This window comes from Curtobacterium pusillum (assembly GCF_013359865.1).
Taxonomy (GTDB): Bacteria; Actinomycetota; Actinomycetes; order Actinomycetales; family Microbacteriaceae; genus Curtobacterium; species Curtobacterium pusillum.
The window spans coordinates 48,702-64,957 of record NZ_JABMCE010000085.1 but is presented as its reverse complement, the minus strand read 5'-3'; the positions used below and the strand labels follow the sequence as shown (position 1 = coordinate 64,957).

15 protein-coding genes are annotated in these 16,256 nt (G+C 70.9%); 3 read left to right on the top strand and 12 right to left on the bottom strand.

What is annotated here, in order from left to right:
* Positions 1 to 14: 14 nt before the first annotated feature.
* From HP507_RS15035 to HP507_RS15015, 5 genes are all read right to left on the bottom strand, one after another.
* The gene (locus HP507_RS15035; RefSeq protein ID WP_175352606.1) at positions 15 to 953 is read right to left on the bottom strand and encodes a dihydrodipicolinate synthase family protein; all 939 of its coding nucleotides are present in this window, start codon (positions 951 to 953) and stop codon (positions 15 to 17) included.
* Between the two features lie 36 nt (positions 954 to 989).
* A complete protein-coding gene (locus HP507_RS15030) occupies positions 990 to 1,781 on the bottom strand; it encodes an ABC transporter ATP-binding protein (protein WP_175352605.1) in 792 nt (263 codons plus the stop codon).
* Positions 1,778 to 3,760, bottom strand: a complete 1,983-nt coding sequence (locus tag HP507_RS15025) for a dipeptide/oligopeptide/nickel ABC transporter permease/ATP-binding protein (protein WP_175352604.1) — start codon at positions 3,758 to 3,760, stop codon at positions 1,778 to 1,780. The genes HP507_RS15030 and HP507_RS15025 overlap by 4 nt, the downstream gene beginning before the upstream one ends.
* Positions 3,761 to 3,762: 2 nt before the next feature.
* Positions 3,763 to 4,716, bottom strand: coding sequence for an ABC transporter permease (locus HP507_RS15020; RefSeq protein ID WP_175352603.1), 954 nt, complete (start codon positions 4,714 to 4,716; stop codon positions 3,763 to 3,765).
* A 76-nt stretch (positions 4,717 to 4,792) separates the two neighbouring features.
* A complete protein-coding gene (locus tag HP507_RS15015) occupies positions 4,793 to 6,403 on the bottom strand; it encodes an ABC transporter substrate-binding protein (protein WP_175352602.1) in 1,611 nt (536 codons plus the stop codon).
* A gap of 150 nt (positions 6,404 to 6,553) precedes the next feature.
* On the opposite strand from HP507_RS15015, the gene HP507_RS15010 reads away from it, so the two are divergent.
* Positions 6,554 to 7,240 carry a FadR/GntR family transcriptional regulator gene (locus HP507_RS15010; protein WP_338085243.1) on the top strand — a complete coding sequence of 229 codons (687 nt, stop codon included), beginning with the start codon at positions 6,554 to 6,556 and terminating at the stop codon, positions 7,238 to 7,240.
* Here the strand turns inward: HP507_RS15010 and HP507_RS15005 are convergent.
* The 3 genes from HP507_RS15005 to HP507_RS14995 are packed head-to-tail and all read right to left on the bottom strand — an operon-like array spanning position 7,216 to position 10,267.
* Complete coding sequence (locus tag HP507_RS15005) at positions 7,216 to 8,184, bottom strand: acetylxylan esterase (RefSeq protein ID WP_175352600.1); 969 nt, start codon at positions 8,182 to 8,184, stop codon at positions 7,216 to 7,218. The two genes, HP507_RS15010 and HP507_RS15005, sit on opposite strands and share 25 nt — an antisense overlap.
* A 32-nt stretch (positions 8,185 to 8,216) precedes the next feature.
* Positions 8,217 to 9,272, bottom strand: a complete 1,056-nt coding sequence (locus tag HP507_RS15000; RefSeq protein ID WP_175352599.1) for a Gfo/Idh/MocA family protein — start codon at positions 9,270 to 9,272, stop codon at positions 8,217 to 8,219.
* Entirely contained in the window at positions 9,269 to 10,267 is a 999-nt protein-coding gene (locus tag HP507_RS14995; RefSeq protein WP_175352598.1) for a Gfo/Idh/MocA family protein, read from the bottom strand. Before HP507_RS14995 ends, HP507_RS15000 begins: the two co-directional genes overlap by 4 nt.
* Positions 10,268 to 10,415: 148 nt before the next feature.
* On the opposite strand from HP507_RS14995, the gene HP507_RS14990 reads away from it, so the two are divergent.
* Together HP507_RS14990 and HP507_RS14985 are read left to right on the top strand one after the other, a co-directional pair.
* Complete coding sequence (locus tag HP507_RS14990) at positions 10,416 to 12,413, top strand: sialidase family protein (protein WP_175352597.1); 1,998 nt, start codon at positions 10,416 to 10,418, stop codon at positions 12,411 to 12,413.
* A 92-nt stretch (positions 12,414 to 12,505) separates the two neighbouring features.
* Entirely contained in the window at positions 12,506 to 13,600 is a 1,095-nt protein-coding gene (locus HP507_RS14985; RefSeq protein WP_175352596.1) for an alkene reductase, read from the top strand.
* 70 nt (positions 13,601 to 13,670) lie between these two features.
* On the opposite strand, the gene HP507_RS14980 is transcribed toward HP507_RS14985, so the two are convergent.
* From HP507_RS14980 to uraD, 4 genes are read right to left on the bottom strand one after another with little or no spacing between them, the layout of a single operon-like run.
* The gene (locus HP507_RS14980) at positions 13,671 to 14,288 is read right to left on the bottom strand and encodes a nucleotidyltransferase family protein (protein WP_271207257.1); all 618 of its coding nucleotides are present in this window, start codon (positions 14,286 to 14,288) and stop codon (positions 13,671 to 13,673) included.
* Between the two features lie 23 nt (positions 14,289 to 14,311).
* Positions 14,312 to 15,268, bottom strand: a complete 957-nt coding sequence (gene pucL, locus HP507_RS14975; RefSeq protein WP_175352595.1) for a factor-independent urate hydroxylase — start codon at positions 15,266 to 15,268, stop codon at positions 14,312 to 14,314.
* Positions 15,269 to 15,274: 6 nt separating this feature from the next.
* Complete coding sequence (gene uraH / locus HP507_RS14970) at positions 15,275 to 15,607, bottom strand: hydroxyisourate hydrolase (RefSeq protein ID WP_175352594.1); 333 nt, start codon at positions 15,605 to 15,607, stop codon at positions 15,275 to 15,277.
* Positions 15,604 to 16,098 (bottom strand): 2-oxo-4-hydroxy-4-carboxy-5-ureidoimidazoline decarboxylase, encoded by a 495-nt coding sequence (gene uraD, locus HP507_RS14965; RefSeq protein WP_175352593.1) that lies wholly within the window; start codon positions 16,096 to 16,098, stop codon positions 15,604 to 15,606. Before uraD ends, uraH begins: the two co-directional genes overlap by 4 nt.
* Between the last annotated feature and the right edge of the window lie 158 nt (positions 16,099 to 16,256).

Here is a 16,256-nt window from a genome sequence, read left to right as displayed (position 1 = left end):
CCGGGAACGCCGGGTCAGCCGACGACGACCGTCGTGCCGCGCCCGGAGGCCTCGACGACGCGGTTGATGCGCTCGGTGGTGGCTGCGTCGAGGGGCGGGACCGGGTGTGCCATCCGTGCATCCGCGATCACGCCGAGACCCGCGAGGGCGGCCTTGAACGCACCGATGCCGGCCGCTTCTCCGCTGACGCCCTCGGCCTGGAACACGATCTCGAACAGGGCGGCGACGTCGTCCTGCAGTCGACGGACCTCGTCCCAGTCCCCGGCCTTCGCGGCCGCGAAGAGGTTCACGTAGGCGACGGGATCGACGTTCCCGAGACCGGGCACGACACCGTCGGCACCGGCGAGCAGCGCGCCGTCGACGACGATCTCGTGGCCGGTGAAGAGCGCGAGCGGGCTGCCTGCGGCGCGGTTCGCCGCGACGAGACGCCGGAACCCGACGTCGTCCCCGGACGAGTCCTTGACGCCGACGAGCACCCCGTCGACGCCGAGGCGGACGAGCATCTCGGCGCCGAGCTTGACGCCGACCCGCACCGGGACGTCGTAGGCGAACACCGGCAGCTCGGTCGCCGCGGCGATCGTCCGGAAGTGCTCTTCGGCCTCGATCGCGCTCGGACGGACGTAGAACGGCACGGTGGCCACGACGGCGTCGACGCCGGCGAGCTCGGCGATGCGGACCTGGTCGAGGACGCGCGCGGTCGACATGTCGTTGACGCCGGCGAGCACCGGCACGCGGCCGGCGGTGATGCGGACGGCCTCCTGCATGACGGCGTTGCGGACGGCGTCCGAGAGGAAGCCGACCTCACCGGAGGACCCGAGGACGAACAGTCCGTCGACCCCCGCGGACAGCTGTGACTCGATGAGCCGCTCGAAGGACGCGACGTCGAGTGAGCCGTCGGGGGCGAAGGGGGTGACGAGCGGCGGGACGACGCCGCCGAAGCGGTGGGTGTTCACGATGGTTCTCCAGAGGTGGTGCGGTTGAGGATGGGTCTAGAGCAGCGTCGGCGCGGCGCCGAGCAGCTTGCGGGTGTAGTCGTCGCTCGGCGCGTCGAACACCGAGGCGGCCGTGCCCTCTTCGACGATGCGGCCGTAGTACATGACGACGATGCGGTCGGACACGTACCGGACGGTCTGGATGTCGTGCGAGATGAAGACCATCGCGAGGTCGAGACGGCTCTTCAGGTCGGTCAGGAGGTTGAGGATCTGAGCGCGGACCGAGACGTCGAGGGCGCTCGTCGGCTCGTCCGCCACCAGGAGGTCGGGCTCGAGCGCCAGCGCACGGGCGATCGCCACGCGCTGCCGCTGTCCGCCGGACACCTGGCTCGGCAGTACCTCTGCCGCCGACCGGGGCAGGCCGACCAGGTCGAGGAGCTCGGTGATCCTGCGTTCGCGCTGCGCACCGGAACCGATCCCGTGCACGTCCAGGGGGTCGCGCAGGATGTCGTGGATCGACAGTCGGGCGTTCAGCGCCGTGGACGGGTCCTGGAACACCATCGAGACGGCCTTGCCGAGGTCCCGGCGGACGGCGGCGCTCTTCGACAGCACGCTCGCACCGCGGTAGCGGACGTCGCCCGCCGTGGGGTGCTGGAGCCCGACGAGCACGCGGGCCAGGGTCGACTTCCCGCAGCCGGACTCCCCGACGATGCCGACCGTCTCACCGCGGCGGATGCTCAGGCCCACGTCGTTGACGGCGTGCACCTTGTCGGGTCGGAACAGCTTGCCCGTGCGGGCGGTGTGCACGACGTGGACGTGCTCCAGTGCGAGGATCTCCGGCCCGGTCACGAGGCGGCTCCGTTCTGTGCGGCGACGAGGTCGTCCGAGTGCTCGGCGGGCTCGGTCGTGGCGACGAGGTGGTCGGTTGTCCCGGGGAGCAGGCGCAGCTGCGGACGGACGTCGGCGCCCACGCCGGGGCGTTCGACCGACCGCACTGCGAACCGGTCGCCCTTCGCGAAGTCGCGCGGGGTGGGGACGGTCCCGGGGATCTGGTGGAGCCTGGACGCACCGGCCTCGATCGAGAGCACCGAGCCGAGCAGACCGCGGGTGTACTCGTGCTGCGGGTCGAGCAGCAGCTGGGCGGTCGGAGCGCTCTCCACCACCTGACCGGCGTACATCACGGTGATGGTGTGGGCGACCTCGGCAACGAGCGCCAGGTCGTGGCTCACGAACACCAGCGCGAACCCGAGCTTCTCGCGGAGGTCGTTGAGCAGGTCGATGATCTGTGCCTGGACCGTGACGTCGAGTGCCGTCGTGGGTTCGTCGGCGACGACGAGCTTCGGGCTGCGCGTGAGCGCCATGGCGATGAGCACACGCTGCCGCTGACCGCCCGAGAGTTCGTGCGGGTAGCTCTTCAGCGTCCTCGCCGGGTCGAGTCCCACGAGTTCCAGCAGTTCCTCGGCGGTCCGGGTGCCGCCCCGCTTCAGCAGCTGGTTGAGCTGCGACCGGACCAGCATCGACGGGTTCAGCGAGCTGAGCGCGTCCTGGTACACCATCGACATCTCGTGCCCGCGCAGCCGGTTGTGGTCGGCCTCCGTCATCGTGAGCAGCTCCCGCCCCTCGAAGCGGATGCTGCCCGTCACTTCGGCGTTGGCGGGGAGGAGGCCCATGATCGCCAGACTCGACAGGCTCTTACCGGAGCCCGACTCGCCGACGAGCGCCATCGTCTCCCCCGGTCGCACCGAGAAGCTCAGGCGGTCGACGACGTCCACGTCACCGTGCCGGTCCGGGAACCGGATCGAGAGATCCCGGACCTCGAGCAGCGGCGCGACGTCGGAGTCGAAGACGAGCCGGTCCGTCCGGCGCTCCTCGGCGTCCCGCAGGTTGCGGAGGTGGGCGACCAGAGCAGGGTCCGGAGCGGCCGCCGCGACACTCGCGGTGGCGGTGGCCTCCTGGGCGGCGACGGTCGACCGCGGTCGGGCACTGGGTCGCACCATGGCGTCGGTGAGTCCCTCGGCCAGCACGTTGAGCGCGAGCACCGTGACCAGGATGAGCAGGCCGGGGAAGAGCGTCGCCCACCAGCCACCCGCGAGGAGCAGGTTCTTGCCGCTCGAGATCACGTTGCCCCACGAGGGTGCGGGCTCCTGGACGCCGGCGCCGATGAAGGACAGGCTCGCCTCGAACACGATCGCGTCGGCGACGAGGATCGTGGCGAACACCAGGATCGGAGCCGCGCAGTTCCGGAACACGTGCTTGACGAGGATGTAGGTCGTCTTCGCACCGAGCACGCGCTCGGCCGAGACGTAGTCCTCGCCGAACTGGCTGAGGACGTTCGCGCGGACGATCCGGGACAGCTGCGGCACGTACAGGAACGCGATGATCGCGATGAGGACCGGGAGGCTCTTGCCGAAGACGGCAACGAAGACGATCGCCAGCGCGATGCCGGGGAACGACATGATCACGTCGAGGACCCGCATGATCGTCTCGCTGATCCAGCGGTTCGCGGTGGCGGCGATCGACCCGACGATGCCGCCGACGAGCAGTGCGAGCGCCGTCGCTCCCAGGCCGATGGCGAGGGACGACCGCGCGCCGTACACGAGACGCGAGAACACGTCGCGGCCGCTGCGGTCGGTGCCGAAGAGGTGGTCGAGCGATGGCGCCTGCGCGGGGATGCCCGACTTCAGCGGGTCGTGCGTCGCCACGAGCGGGGCGAAGACCGCCGCGAGGACGACGACCGCGAAGACGACGAGCGCGGCCTTGGAGGAGAGCGGCAGTGCTCTGAACCGCAGCCCCGGAGCGGAGAGTCGGTCTGCGAGGGTGCGTCGCATCGTTACACCGTCCTGATTCGGGGATTGACGACCAGGTAGAGCAGGTCGACGATCGTGTTGACGATCACGAAGGTGAACGCGATCGTGATGGTGACGCCCTGGACGAGGTTGGTGTCGCCCGCCGTGACGCCGTTGAGGATGAGCTGTCCCATGCCGGGCAGGTTGAAGATGACCTCGATCACGATCGCGCCGCCGAGCAGGTACCCGACGCGGAGGCCGAGGACCGTGAGGGGTGTGATGAGCGCGTTCCGGAACACGTTCCGCCCGATCACGACCGAGCGCGGCAGACCGGAGCCGATCGCGGTGCGCACGTAGTCGCGATCGAGCTCCTCCACCATCGAGGTGCGGACGACGCGGGTGAGCGACGCCGCGACCGGGACGGCGAGCGCGGTCGCGGGCAGGAACATGCTCTGGAGCCAGCCCGCGGGTGAGTCGCCGAGCGGCACGTAGCCGCCGGTGGGGAACCACGGCACCTTCAGCGCGAACTGCTGGATGAGCAGGATCGCCAGCCAGAACGACGGCACGGCGAAGCCGGCGATCGACACGACGCGGATCACCTGGTCGGGCCAGCGGTCCCGGTACAGCGCCGCTGCGACGCCGAACACCGCTGCGACCACGACGGCGATGATGAGTCCGAGGAAGGTCAGTTCGAGGGTCAGCGGGAAGGCGGCGGCGATGAGCTTGCCGACCGGCTGTGCCGGCGGCACGGTGTTGCCGAGGTTGAACCGGACGAGCTGTCCGAGGAACGCGAAGTACCGGAGGATCAGCGGATCGTTGTAGCCGTTCGCTGCTCGCCAGGCCTCCTTGGCCGCCGGGCTGGCGCTCTCACCGAGCGCGTTCGTCGCCGGGTCGGTGGGCGCGAACTGCAGGACGAAGAAGACCAGCAGCGTGATCCCGAGGATCATGAACGGCAGGACGATCAACCTGCGTGTCGCGAGGCGCACGAGTTGGACCATGCGGAGTGCTCCTAATGGGGGCGATGGGTGGCGGCAGGGCCGAGGGGAACGGCCCTGCCGCCGGCTGGAATACGGCTCACGCGGTGGGCGCGACGCCCAGGAACGAGAGACCGGTCATCGAGATCGGCTTGAAGTTCTGCAGTGCGTCGCCGTTCCAGGCCGTGGGGAGTTTGCGGTGCAGCAGCGGGTAGAGCGGCACCTCGTCCGAGACGAGGTCGTAGATCTTGCCCCAGGTGGCGAGCTGGTCCTTCCGGTCGCTCTGCTTCGCGCCCTGGTCGAGCAGCGACTGGAGCTTCTTGAACTCGGTGCTGGATGTCCAGCGGTACCGCTGCTGCGACCAGACGTTGTCCGCGTAGAACCAGCGGAGGAGCAGGTCGGCGTCGTTCCCGAACACCGAGGGGTCACCGGGAGCGACCATGACCTCGAACTGGTTGTTGTCGACCTTCTTGTACTGGCCGGCGGACTGTCCGATGTCGAGCGTCGTCTTGATCCCGACCGCGTCGAGGTCCTCCTTGATCAACGGCGCGACATCGCTGACCCAGCTGGTGTCCGTCGTCAGGAGCGTGATCTTGAGCCCGGAGACGCCGGCCTCCTTGAGGAGCTTCTTCGCCTTGCTCGGGTTGTGCTTGTAGACCGTCTTCGCCTTGACGTAGTCCGGGTGGTCCTTCTGCACGTAGCTCGAAGCGGCGGCGGCGTTGCCGAGCATGCCGTTCTTGATGAGCTTGTCGATGTCGATCGCGTAGAAGAACGCCTGACGGACGCGCTTGTCGTCGAAGGGCTTGGCCGAGGTGTTGAACATCATGAACAGCAGCCCGAAGGACTGGACGGACTTCGTGTCCACGACGCTGGAGAGGCCGTCGACGTTGAGGTACGGCACGTCCTCGATCGCATCGACGCGCTTCGACTGCATCGCGCTGACCCGAGCGGACGCGTCGGAGAGCAGGTTCCAGGTCATCCCGGCGGCGAGTGCCTTCCGGGGCCCGTTGTAGTCGTCGAACCGTTGGAACACGAGCTTGTCGTTGGCGGTGGCGGAGACGAGCTTGTACGGGCCGGTGCCCACCGGAAGCGCGTCGTACCCGGTGGGGTCGGCCTGGACGGCCGCCTTCGGCACGATCTTCACGACGGAGATCCGCTCGGCGAAGAGCGCGAACGGGTAGTCGATGTGGAACTGCACCGTCTTGTCGTCGACCTTCGTCACGCCGTCCGAGGAGAGGAACGGCAGGAAGTCGGCGTAGAGCGAGGCGTTGGCGGGGTCGAGCACGCGCTGGAACGAGAACAGGACGTCGTCGATGGTGACGGCGGATCCGTCGTGGAACTTCGCACCGTCCCGGAGCGTCACCGTGTAGGTCGTGTCGTCCTTCTGCTTCGGAAGTGCCTTGCCGAGTGCGGCCGCCGCGTTCCGCGTGACCGGGTCGAGCTCGACGAGCCCTTCGAGCGTGTGCCAGTTCGCCGCCATCGTCAGCGCACCGGTGGTGGTCATCGGGTCGAAACCGGTTCCCAGCGCGTACGACATCCCGGCGGTGATGGTGCCGTTCTTGTCGATCTTGCCCGCGCTGCCGCTCGCCTTCGAACTGCTGGCTGAACCGGTCCCGCTGCAGGCCGCGAGCGCTGCGACGATCCCGATCGCGCCGGTACCGGCGAGGAAGGTGCGACGACTCGCCTCCTTCTGGAGCGTTGCTTTCAGCATTGAAACTACCTCTCCTGATGTCGGACGTCTGATGTCCGAGCGGGTACAGTGAACGTAGGGCACGATGTCCGGGGAGGTCAAGCGCTCATGACGGAAGTATCCGCACCGGTCGGCCTGTTCGCATCGACGCACAGGCACGGTCGCACGCCCGTGACCGACCAGATCAAGGACTTCATCCTCGTGCACCGGCTCCGGCCCGGTGACCTGATGCCGAGCGAGGCGGAGCTCTGCGCCGAGCTCGAGGTCAGTCGCAGCAGCATCCGAGAGGCCATGCGCACGCTCGCAGCGCTCGACATCGTCGAGGTCCGGCACGGCCACGGCTCCTACGTGGGGCAGCTCTCGCTCGCGCCGCTGGTCGAGGGACTCGTGTTCCGCGGCGTGCTCGGCGCCGGGGACGACCTGGCCGCGCTGCGAGAGGTCGTCGAGGTCCGTGAGGCGCTCGACCTGTCGATGGCCGAGCAGGTGTGCACCGCGCTGGCCGGGACGAGCAATCCCTCGCTGCACGACCTCGTGCACACGATGGAGCTCCGCAGCGATGCGGGCGAACCGTTCGCCACCGAGGACCGCGCGTTCCACTCCGAACTGATCGCCCGTCTCGACAACGCCCTGGTCGGGCAGCTGGTCACGGCGTTCTGGGAGGTCAACACGGTCGTGTACCCGCGGCTGGGGCTGTCGCCGGCGGTCGGTCTGGACGAGACCGCGCGCGCCCACGGCGACATGCTCAGGGCCGCGGAGGCCGGCGACCCCGACGCCTACCGAGCCGCGGTGGTCCGGCACTACCTGCCGTTGCGGCGATCGCTCGGGACCGAGGCTCAGTCCACGCGCAGCGCCCCCTGAAGCGTCCGGAGTGCGATGACGTCGTCGTCCACGCCGCCGCCCTCGTGTCCGTTGTACGTCCACGTGCAGAGCCGCTTCGGGCCCGCGTAGGCGTTGTACGCCGCGTACACCGTCGACGGCGGGCACACCGCGTCCATCAGGGCGACGGTGATCAGCGCCGGCGCCTGTGCCCGACGTGCGAAGTTGACGCCGTCGAAGTACGCGAGGGTGCGGTGCACCAGTTCGGTGCGGTCCCGGTAGTGCGCCAGGTAGTCGCTGATCTCCCGGAAGGGAAGGCGGTCGGTGATGACGGAGGCACGGGGGAAGTCGCACAGGAACGGCACGCGTGCGACGACCTGCGTGAGGTCCGGAACGAGGCCGGCCACGGCGAGCGCGATCCCGCCACCCTGACTGATCCCGTGCACGGCGACGCGGTCCGAGGCCACCGCGTCCAGGGAACGAGCTGCCTCGACGGCACGCACCGCGTCCGTGTAGACACGCCGGTAGTAGTAGTCGTCCGGGTCCTCGATGCCCCGGGTCACGAAGCCGGGCATCTGCGGCCCGGCGGACGTGCGGTCCGGGGTGAGGCCCCGCGATCCACTCCATCCCTGCCCTCGGGTGTCCATCTCGACGTGCACGAGACCGGCGGAGGCCCAGAGGAGGTTCTCGACCGCGTCGCCACGGCCACGGCCGTACCCGTGGAACTGCACGACCGCCGGCAGCGGTCCTTCGGCGTTCCGCGGGATCCTGACCCACGCCGCGATCTCCTCGCCGTCGAAGCCGCGGAAGCGCAGGTCGTACACGTCGATCGTCCGGAGGCCGACGTCGACCGGCTCCATCCGGGCGATGACGGGGTGCCGACGGGCAGCGCCCAGGGTGTCGGCCCAGAAGGCATCGAAGTCATCGGGGTCCACCTGCGCACTCGTGTAGGCGCGGAGTTCGGCTTCGGGCAGGTCGAGGAACACGTTCTCTCCTTCGTTCCGGACGTGGATCCCGTTCAGGGGCGTCGGTGGGGACGGACGGCCGCCTGGTCGGCGAGCGAGCGGTACGCGGCGTCGATCGCGGCGAGCGACGTCCGGGCTCGGCGCAGTCCGTAGTCGGGCGCCTCCCCTGCGCAGAGCGCGTCGACGACGTGCCCGAGCCAGGCACGCAGGGGCGCCGCACCACCGCCGCCGCCGATCGGGTGGGCGGCGACTCCACGCGGTCCGAACGCGAGGACGGCGGGCTGGTCGTCATCGGCCGTGAGGTGCCCGTGCGACCCGAGCACGCGGATCGAACTGCTGGTCGGCCCGGTGCCCGGCGCGAATGCCACCCGCCCGACCGTCGCGGTCGCGGTGACGCCGTTCGCCAGCCCGAGCGACACGATCGCGGTGTCCTCGACGCCGCCCCCGGCGTGTCCGGCGTCGAAGAGGGCGCCGGCCATGGCGTGGACGCTCTCGATCGGGAGCCCCACGAGGTGGTCCACGGCGTCGACGCAGTACCCCAGGAAGTTGAGGATCTCGCCACCACCGCTGAGCGACGGATCGAGGACGAGTTCGGGGCGTTCGACCGAGGTCGAGAAGAACGCACCACTCGCCAGGAACTCGACGTCGACGTGCCGCGGGAGGCCGATGTCACCGGCGTCGATCCAACGCCGTGCTCGCCGGAGCGCGGGAGCGTGGGTCCGGTTCACGACCGAGACCGTGCCTGTACTCGTCGCCTCGAGGTCGATCAGGGCGTCGAGGTCCTCGAGCCGCGTGGCGACCGGCTTGTCGACGAGGACGTGGACACCTGCCGTGATCGCCGCCGACGCCAGTCGGGCATGCCGCGTCGGTTCACTGCACACCACGGTGAGGTCGACGCGTTCGGGGTCCGTGACGGCGTCGATCTCGTCGAACCAGGGAACCTCGTACCGGTCGGCCACACGACGGCCGTCCTCGATCATCCAGGTCGGAGCGTCCGGTTCGTCGGCGACGCCGACGAGCTGCACCCTCGGATCAGCGGCGAACTCGGCCAGGTAGGAGTCGGCATGACGCACGCCGCTTGCGAAGGCGACTCGGATCCGGTCGTTCACCGTGCCTCCTCCCCGATGCGCACCGGGTGGCCCGAGCGCAGCGACCGCTGGCCGGCGATCGCCGCCGCCAGCGCAGCCCGCGATTCGCTCGGCCGGACGCGCAGGGGCTCGCGCCCTTGTGCCGCCGCGACCCAGTGCGCGAGCTGGCGTGCGAGTGCGCCCTCGAGCGATGCCGGGGGCTCGGCGTGACGTGGCGTCGACAGACCGGGTTCGGCATCGGTGTCGTGCAGCAGTGTGCCGTTCGTCCCGCAGAGCACGACCCGGCGGAGGAATCGACCCGGCTGGGTGAGCGCGTAGCAGAGCTCGATCGTGGCCAGGGCGCCGTTCGCGAACCGCACGAGCAGGTGGAAGCTGTCCGGCATCGGCATCTCGGCCGCGAACGTCGGGAAGTCACGTCCGAACACCTCGACCGGCTCGGATCGCATCAGCCACACGGCCAGGTCGAGTGCGTGCGTGCCGTTGTGCACGGGATGTCCGCCCGACGCCACCGGATCGAGTTGCCAGCCTCGCCAGCCACCGGGCCAGACATGACCGGTGTACCAGGTGATGTGCAGGAGCCGGGGCACCCCGGCGTCGCCACGCTCGAGCCGCTCGTGCAGCTCGGCGACCGCGGGCTGGAACCGTACCGTCTGCCCCACCATGAGCGTCCGGTCGGCCCCGTGCACGGCTTCCACCATCTGGTCGAACGACTCGATCGACAGGGCGGCCGGCTTCTCGACGTGCACGTGTTTGCCGGCTCGGCCGGCGGCGATCGTCCACGGAGCGTGGCCGGGGGTCGCGTTGCAGACGTCGACGCCGTCGATCGCGGGATCGGCCACGGCCGAGGCGATGTCGGTGGTGGGCACGGCTCCCGGCACGAGCGCTGCCAGCTCGGCCGCTTGGCGCAGGTCGGTGCCCGCGACCCGGGCGACCCGTACGCCGTCGAGCGTACGGAGTGCGAGGACGTGCTCACGGGCGAAGGCGCCCGTACCGACGACGGTGACGGAGAACGTCATGCGTGTGACTCACTCATGCTTGGCGAAGTTAGCACATATGACGATGGACATCAGACGTCCGATGTGCTTCAGTGACCAGAGCACCACTGACCCGAACTCCACGACCGACAACCACGACGACGTGCACCATCGGAAGAACGGAAACCCCATGTCAGGACCACGCAGGAGCGGCCGCCGAGCGCTCTCCCTCCTCGCCGCCGCCACGTTGCTCGCGGGCGCGAGCGCCACGTTCACGGCGACCGCGGCCGGGGCCGCGCCGACCGACCCGCCGGGGACGATCACCACGTCGGACATCTCGGGCTCCCCGACCGGGCCGTTCGCCGCCTACCGCATCCCGGCACTCGCATCGCTCCCCGACGGGGTCGTGCTCGCCGCCTGGGACGGGCGACCCGGCAGCGCGGCCGACGCACCCAACCCCAACTCGATCGTCATGCGCCGGAGCACGGACGGCGGTGCGAGCTGGGGCACCACGACGACCGTCCGCGCCGGTTCGACCACCGCCCCGAAGTCCGGCTACAGCGACCCGAGCCTCGTGTACGACGCCGTCGCCGGCAAGGTCTTCCTGTTCTCGGTGTACTCGAAGGACCAGGGGTTCGCCGGGAGCGCCTACGGCAACGACGACGCGGACCGCCAGGTCATCAGCGCGCAGGTGTCCGAGTCCGACGACGCGGGCCTGACGTGGAGCGCACCACGCCTGATCACCTCCGTCGTGAAGCCCGGGTCGAGCTCGACCAGCCCGACGACCGGCGACGTGCGCGGCATGTTCGCCAGCTCCGGCGAGGGCATCCAGCTCCGCTACGGCGCGCACGCGGGCAGGCTCGTGCAGGAGTTCGCGGGAACCGTGCTCCAGGCGGACGGCTCGACCGCGATCCAGGCGTACAGCGTCTACTCCGACGACCACGGCGCGACGTGGCAGCGGGGCGCCTTCGTCGGCACCGGCATGGACGAGAACAAGGTCGTCGAGCTCTCCGACGGGCGCATCCTCCTCAACTCCAGGGACAGCGCGGGCGGCGGGTACCGGAAGATCGCCGTGTCCGACGACGGCGGCGCCACGTACGGTGCCGTGACGCAGGACACCGAGCTCCCGGACCCGACCAACAACGCGTCGATCACGCGCGTCTACCCGGCCGCCCCTGCCGGCAGCGCTGAGGCTCAGGTGCTCCTGTTCACCAACACCGCCTCCCAGTCCTCGCGCTCGAACCTCACCGCGCGGGTGTCCTGCGACGACGGAGCCACCTGGCCGTACGCCAGGCAGATCAACGCCGGCTACTCGGGGTACTCGACCGCCACCCGCCTCACACCCGGCTGGTTCGGCGTCCTCTACGAGTCCAGCGATTCGACCGCCATGGAGTTCGCGCGGTTCGACGACGCCTGGCTCGGCGCGGCCTGCGACGGAATCGGCACACTCGGGAACCTCAGCATCACCGGTACGCGAACCGACTCCGCTCGGGACCTCTCGGCGTCGCCCTACGCGGCAGGTGAGACGGTCCCGTACGCCGTGACCGTCCGCAACCACGGCGCCTCGGCGACCACCGTCACGCCGACCGCCGGGAACCTGGCCCCGTTCACCCCGCCGGGAACCGGGAACTGCCGCTACGCCGGTCTCGGCGCGGGCGCGTCCTACACCTGCGCGATGCCCCGTCACACGGTGACGACGACCGAGGCCGCGCAGGGGTACTTCGTGCCGGACACGACGTGGAGCGCCACGGGCGACTCCACCGGTGCTGCGCACGTGCTCGGGGTGCCGGTGGCACTCACGTCCGGCATCCAAACCGGGTCCGCCACGCTCGCGGCGGTGACGATCAGCGGAGCCCGTTCCGACACCGGCCGGGACGTGACGACGGCGCCGTACGCCGACGGCGACACGATCCCGTACACCTTCCGAGTCACGAACACCGGCACCACCACGGTCACCGTCGCCCCGACCGCCGGGAACCTGTCGCCCCTCGTACCGAGCGGCGCGGGGAACTGCAGGTACACCTCCCTCGCCCCGGGGGCGTCGTACACGTGTTCCACCCCGCGACACACGCTGACCGGTGCCGAGGCCGCGCAGGGGTACTTCCTGCCGGACACCTCGTGGACGGTCACCTCGCCCGCCGGGACGAGCGGGACGCGGCTCCTGGGAGCGCCGGTGACCACCGCGTAGACCGGTCGGACGGGAGGCGCGGTGCCGGTCCGCACCGCGTCTCCCGTCCCGCGCGGGAATGGGCACCGCAACGAACACGTTCCGGTTTCGTCGTGAAGCTCTTCGAACCCACCGACCTCGGTGCCCTGCACCTCCGCAACCGCATCGTCATGGCTCCGCTCACCCGCACGCGCGCCGGCGAGCACGGGGTGCCGAACGACCTCCTCGTCGAGCACTACCGGCAGCGCGCCGGCCTCGGCATGATCATCACCGAGGGCACGTGGCCCGTCCAGGAGGGCCGCTCCTACCCGGGGCAGCCCGGCATCGAGACCGACGAGCAGATCGCCGGGTGGCGCCGAGTGGCCGATGCCGTGCACGCCGAGGGCGGCACCCTCGTCATGCAGCTCATGCACGGCGGCCGCGTCTCGCACACCGACATCTCGGGGACCCCGCGCATCGTCGCCCCCTCCGCCATCGCGGCCCCGGGCCAGACCCACCTGGCCGACGGCACCAAGGCGGACATGCCGGTCCCGCACGGACTCACCACGGGCGAGGTCCACGAGGCCGTGCAGGGCTTCGTGCAGGCCGCGCGCAACGCGATCGCCGCCGGACTCGACGGCGTCGAGGTGCACGGCGCGAACGGGTACCTCGTCCATCAGTTCCTCTCCCCCGTGTCGAACACCCGCACCGACGAGTACGGCGGGTCGCCGGAGAACCGCGCGCGGTTCGCGATCGAGGTCGTCACCGCCGTCGCAGCCGCGATCGGTGCGGACCGCACCGGCATCCGGCTGTCACCGCAGCACGACATCCAGGGCGTGCTCGAGGAGGACGACGCCGACGTGCTCGCCACGTACTCCGCGCTGGCCGCGGGGCTCGCCGCGCTCGGCATCGCCTTCGTGGACGTGCTCAACGCCGAGCCCGGCAGCGACCTCGTGCAGCACATCCGTCGGACCGCGGGCGCTCCGTTCGTCGCGAACTCGGGCTTCTCGGCGATGACCACCCGTGACGAGGCGATCACACTCCTCGACCAGGGGTTCGCCGACGCCGTCGCCGTCGGCCGCGCCGCCATCGCGAACCCGGACCTGGCGCACCGGTGGGAGCAGGAAGCCGAGCTCAACGCGCCGCGGCCCGAGCTGTTCTACGGCGCCTCCGCCGAGGGCTACACCGACTACCCGACGCTGGCCGAGACGCGCGCGTCCGTCGCGTGACGACCAGCAGGACGGACGGGAGGCGCGGTGCCGGCTGGTGCCGTGCCTCCCGTCCGTCGTCCGCACGGCGTCACTGCACGGGGTCCGGCAACCGGTCGTGGTCGCGTCCGTCCCACAGGTCGTCGCACGCGACCTGCTCGGCGCCGACCGACCGGAGGTAGGACCCGGCACCGCGGTCGGCCCGCGTGGGGTCGTCCCCGACCGCCCGGAGTCCGGCCACCAGCGGCGCCCAGTGCTTTCGGCCGAGGAGCACCGGGTGCCCCGGTCGCCCGGCGTACGTGGCCTGCCGGGCGGCGGACACACGGTGCGCGGACGGACCGAGGACCCGGCGAACGGCCGCCGCGGGCAGGTCCGGCAGGTCGACGAGCGAGACGAGCACCGCATCGACGCCGTCACCGGCCGACGTGACGGCGTCGATGCCGGCCACCAGCGACGAACCGAGCCCGCTCGCCCAGTGGGCCGCGACCGTGCTGCGCACCGCCGGCCGGTCCGCGATGAGGAGCCGCGCCTCCCGAGCAGCCGCTCCGAGCACGACGACGACGTCGTCGCACCCGCCGTCGAGGAGCGTCGCGACCGCGAGGTCGACCCACGGTCGGCCGGTGCCGTCGCGGACGAGCGCCTTGGGCCGCCCCATCCGGGACCCGGCGCCGGCCGCGAGGACGAGGCCCACCGTGCGTCCGGCGACCACCGGTCAGCCGTCCTGCCGGGGCATCACACGAACCCCGGCACCGACGTCCACGCCGCCGGCGCCTCGGCGACACCGTCGCGGACGACCGTGCCGGCGATGAGCCCGTAGGGGCGGTCGGCGGCGAAGAACACCTCACCGGGGTTGTCGAGTCCGAAGGGTGCGAGGTCGACCAGGAAGTGGTGCTTGTTCGGCATCGCGAAGCGGACCTCGGCGATCTCCGGGAACGCCTCGATCGCCGAGCGGCCCATCGCGAAGAGCGTCTGCTGCAGGGCGAGCGAGTGCAGGTCGGCGAAGGTGGCGAGCATCCGGTCGAGGACCGCCGTGTACAGCGCGTCGTAGTCGATGCCCGCGGCGACCGCTTCGGGGGTGTACCGCCAGCGCGCCGTGACCGAGGTCGCGAGGATCCGGTCGTCGGTCTCGGCGAGCGTCGTGTAGCCGTCGCGGGGGAAGCCGTGGAACTCGCTGCCGGTGGACTTCAGCACCGTGAGGTCGGTGACGCCCGCCACGACGTGGACGTCCTCGCCGTCGAACTGGACGACGGCCGTGCGGGTGCCCCGGCCGGAGCGGACGAACGCGTGGTCGTGCTCCTCCCCGTCCACGGGGATCCGCTCCCAGGCGTGCTGCTCGGCGGACAGCGTCGCGCCGTCGTACCAGTCGAACGCGCCGGTGAAGTGGCGGCCGAGCCGGAGCAGGAACTCCTCGGGCGTGTGCACGCCGTGCTCGCGGGCGAACGCGTAGACGGTGTTCTTCTGCGAGTCCGTCGCGAGGACCTTCGCGTTGTCGCCGTCGGTGTACGAGTCGGCCAGCGCCGTGCCGCGGAGCTGGGTCGAGATCGTCAGGTCCTCGATCTCGTGGCGACGTGTGTCCCGGGTCACGCGGACCAGACGGACCTCGGCCTTGCCGTACTGGTTGGCGCCCAGGTGCACCGTGGCGGTCGTCGTCGTGGTGGCCGTGGTGTCGGCGGTGCTGGTGTCGGTCATGGTGGGTCAGCTCCCTCGGTAGGTGGAGTAGGCGAACGGGCTGAGGAGCAGCGGGACGTGCAGGTGCGCGTCCGACTGCCCCTCGGGAACGGTGAGGACGACGTCGACCCGCGGGTGGAAGGCGACGGAGCCCAGGCCGGTCCAGTACGGCCCGGTGGCGAACGACAGCGTCCAGTCGCCGGCCGCGAGACGCTCGGGTCCGAGGTCCCCGATCCGTCCGTCGTCATCGGTGGTGCCGCGCGCGACGACGTTCCCCGCGGCGTCGGTCAGCGTCACCGCGATCCCCGGCGCGGGTCGGCCGTGCGTGGTGTCGAGCACGTGGGTGGTGAGGTGGCTCACGCGAAGGTCCTCTCGAGTCGGAGCAGCGCGATCGCGCGGAGCTCGTCGGCGACCTCGGCGCGTTCGGTCGCGTCGTCGTTGCGGAGCCGGCGCCGGAGTTCGGCGAGGATCTCGGTCGCGGAGCGTCCCGCGGCGCGTACCAGGAACACCCGGTCGAAGCGGGCCTCGTACGCGGCGTTGCCGTCGCGGATCGCCGCGCGCGTCTCACCGTCAGGGTCGGCGGAGGACGCCTGCTCGACCCGGGACGCCGCGGCCGATGCCCCGGACCCCACCGGGCGCTCCCCGATCCGGGGGTGGTCGGCGAGGGCCGCGGCGACCTCGTCGTCCGTCCAGGTCCCGGCGAGCCGGTCGGCCGTCGCGGCGAGTTCGGAGACCGACGCGTACGGACGTGCGGCGAGGACCGCGTCGACCCACCGCGGCACACCCGCCCAGGTCGCCACGAGCGCGCGCGCATCGGCGGGGTCGAGCCGGTCGAGGTCGGAGATGTCCATGTCCCGGAGGATGACACCGCCGTGTTTCGGGCATGTCTCCGGCACGTCACGGGTGGTCGTCGTCGTTCGTCATCGAGCGTTCCCGGCCCGTAACCACGCCGAAACACCGTTTCCGTACCGTGGCACGACAGCAGGTCCGATCCGAGGAGGGCGCCGTG

Coding starts and splice junctions, on each gene's coding strand:
- HP507_RS15025 (WP_175352604.1), bottom strand. CDS start 3,760: ATGCGACGCACCCTCGCAGACCGACTCTCCGCTCCGGGGCTGCGGTTC.
- HP507_RS15020 (WP_175352603.1), bottom strand. CDS start 4,716: ATGGTCCAACTCGTGCGCCTCGCGACACGCAGGTTGATCGTCCTGCCG.
- HP507_RS15015 (WP_175352602.1), bottom strand. CDS start 6,403: ATGCTGAAAGCAACGCTCCAGAAGGAGGCGAGTCGTCGCACCTTCCTC.
- HP507_RS14995 (WP_175352598.1), bottom strand. CDS start 10,267: ATGACGTTCTCCGTCACCGTCGTCGGTACGGGCGCCTTCGCCCGTGAG.
- HP507_RS14990 (WP_175352597.1), top strand. CDS start 10,416: ATGTCAGGACCACGCAGGAGCGGCCGCCGAGCGCTCTCCCTCCTCGCC.
- pucL (WP_175352595.1), bottom strand. CDS start 15,268: ATGACCGACACCAGCACCGCCGACACCACGGCCACCACGACGACGACC.
- uraD (WP_175352593.1), bottom strand. CDS start 16,098: ATGGACATCTCCGACCTCGACCGGCTCGACCCCGCCGATGCGCGCGCG.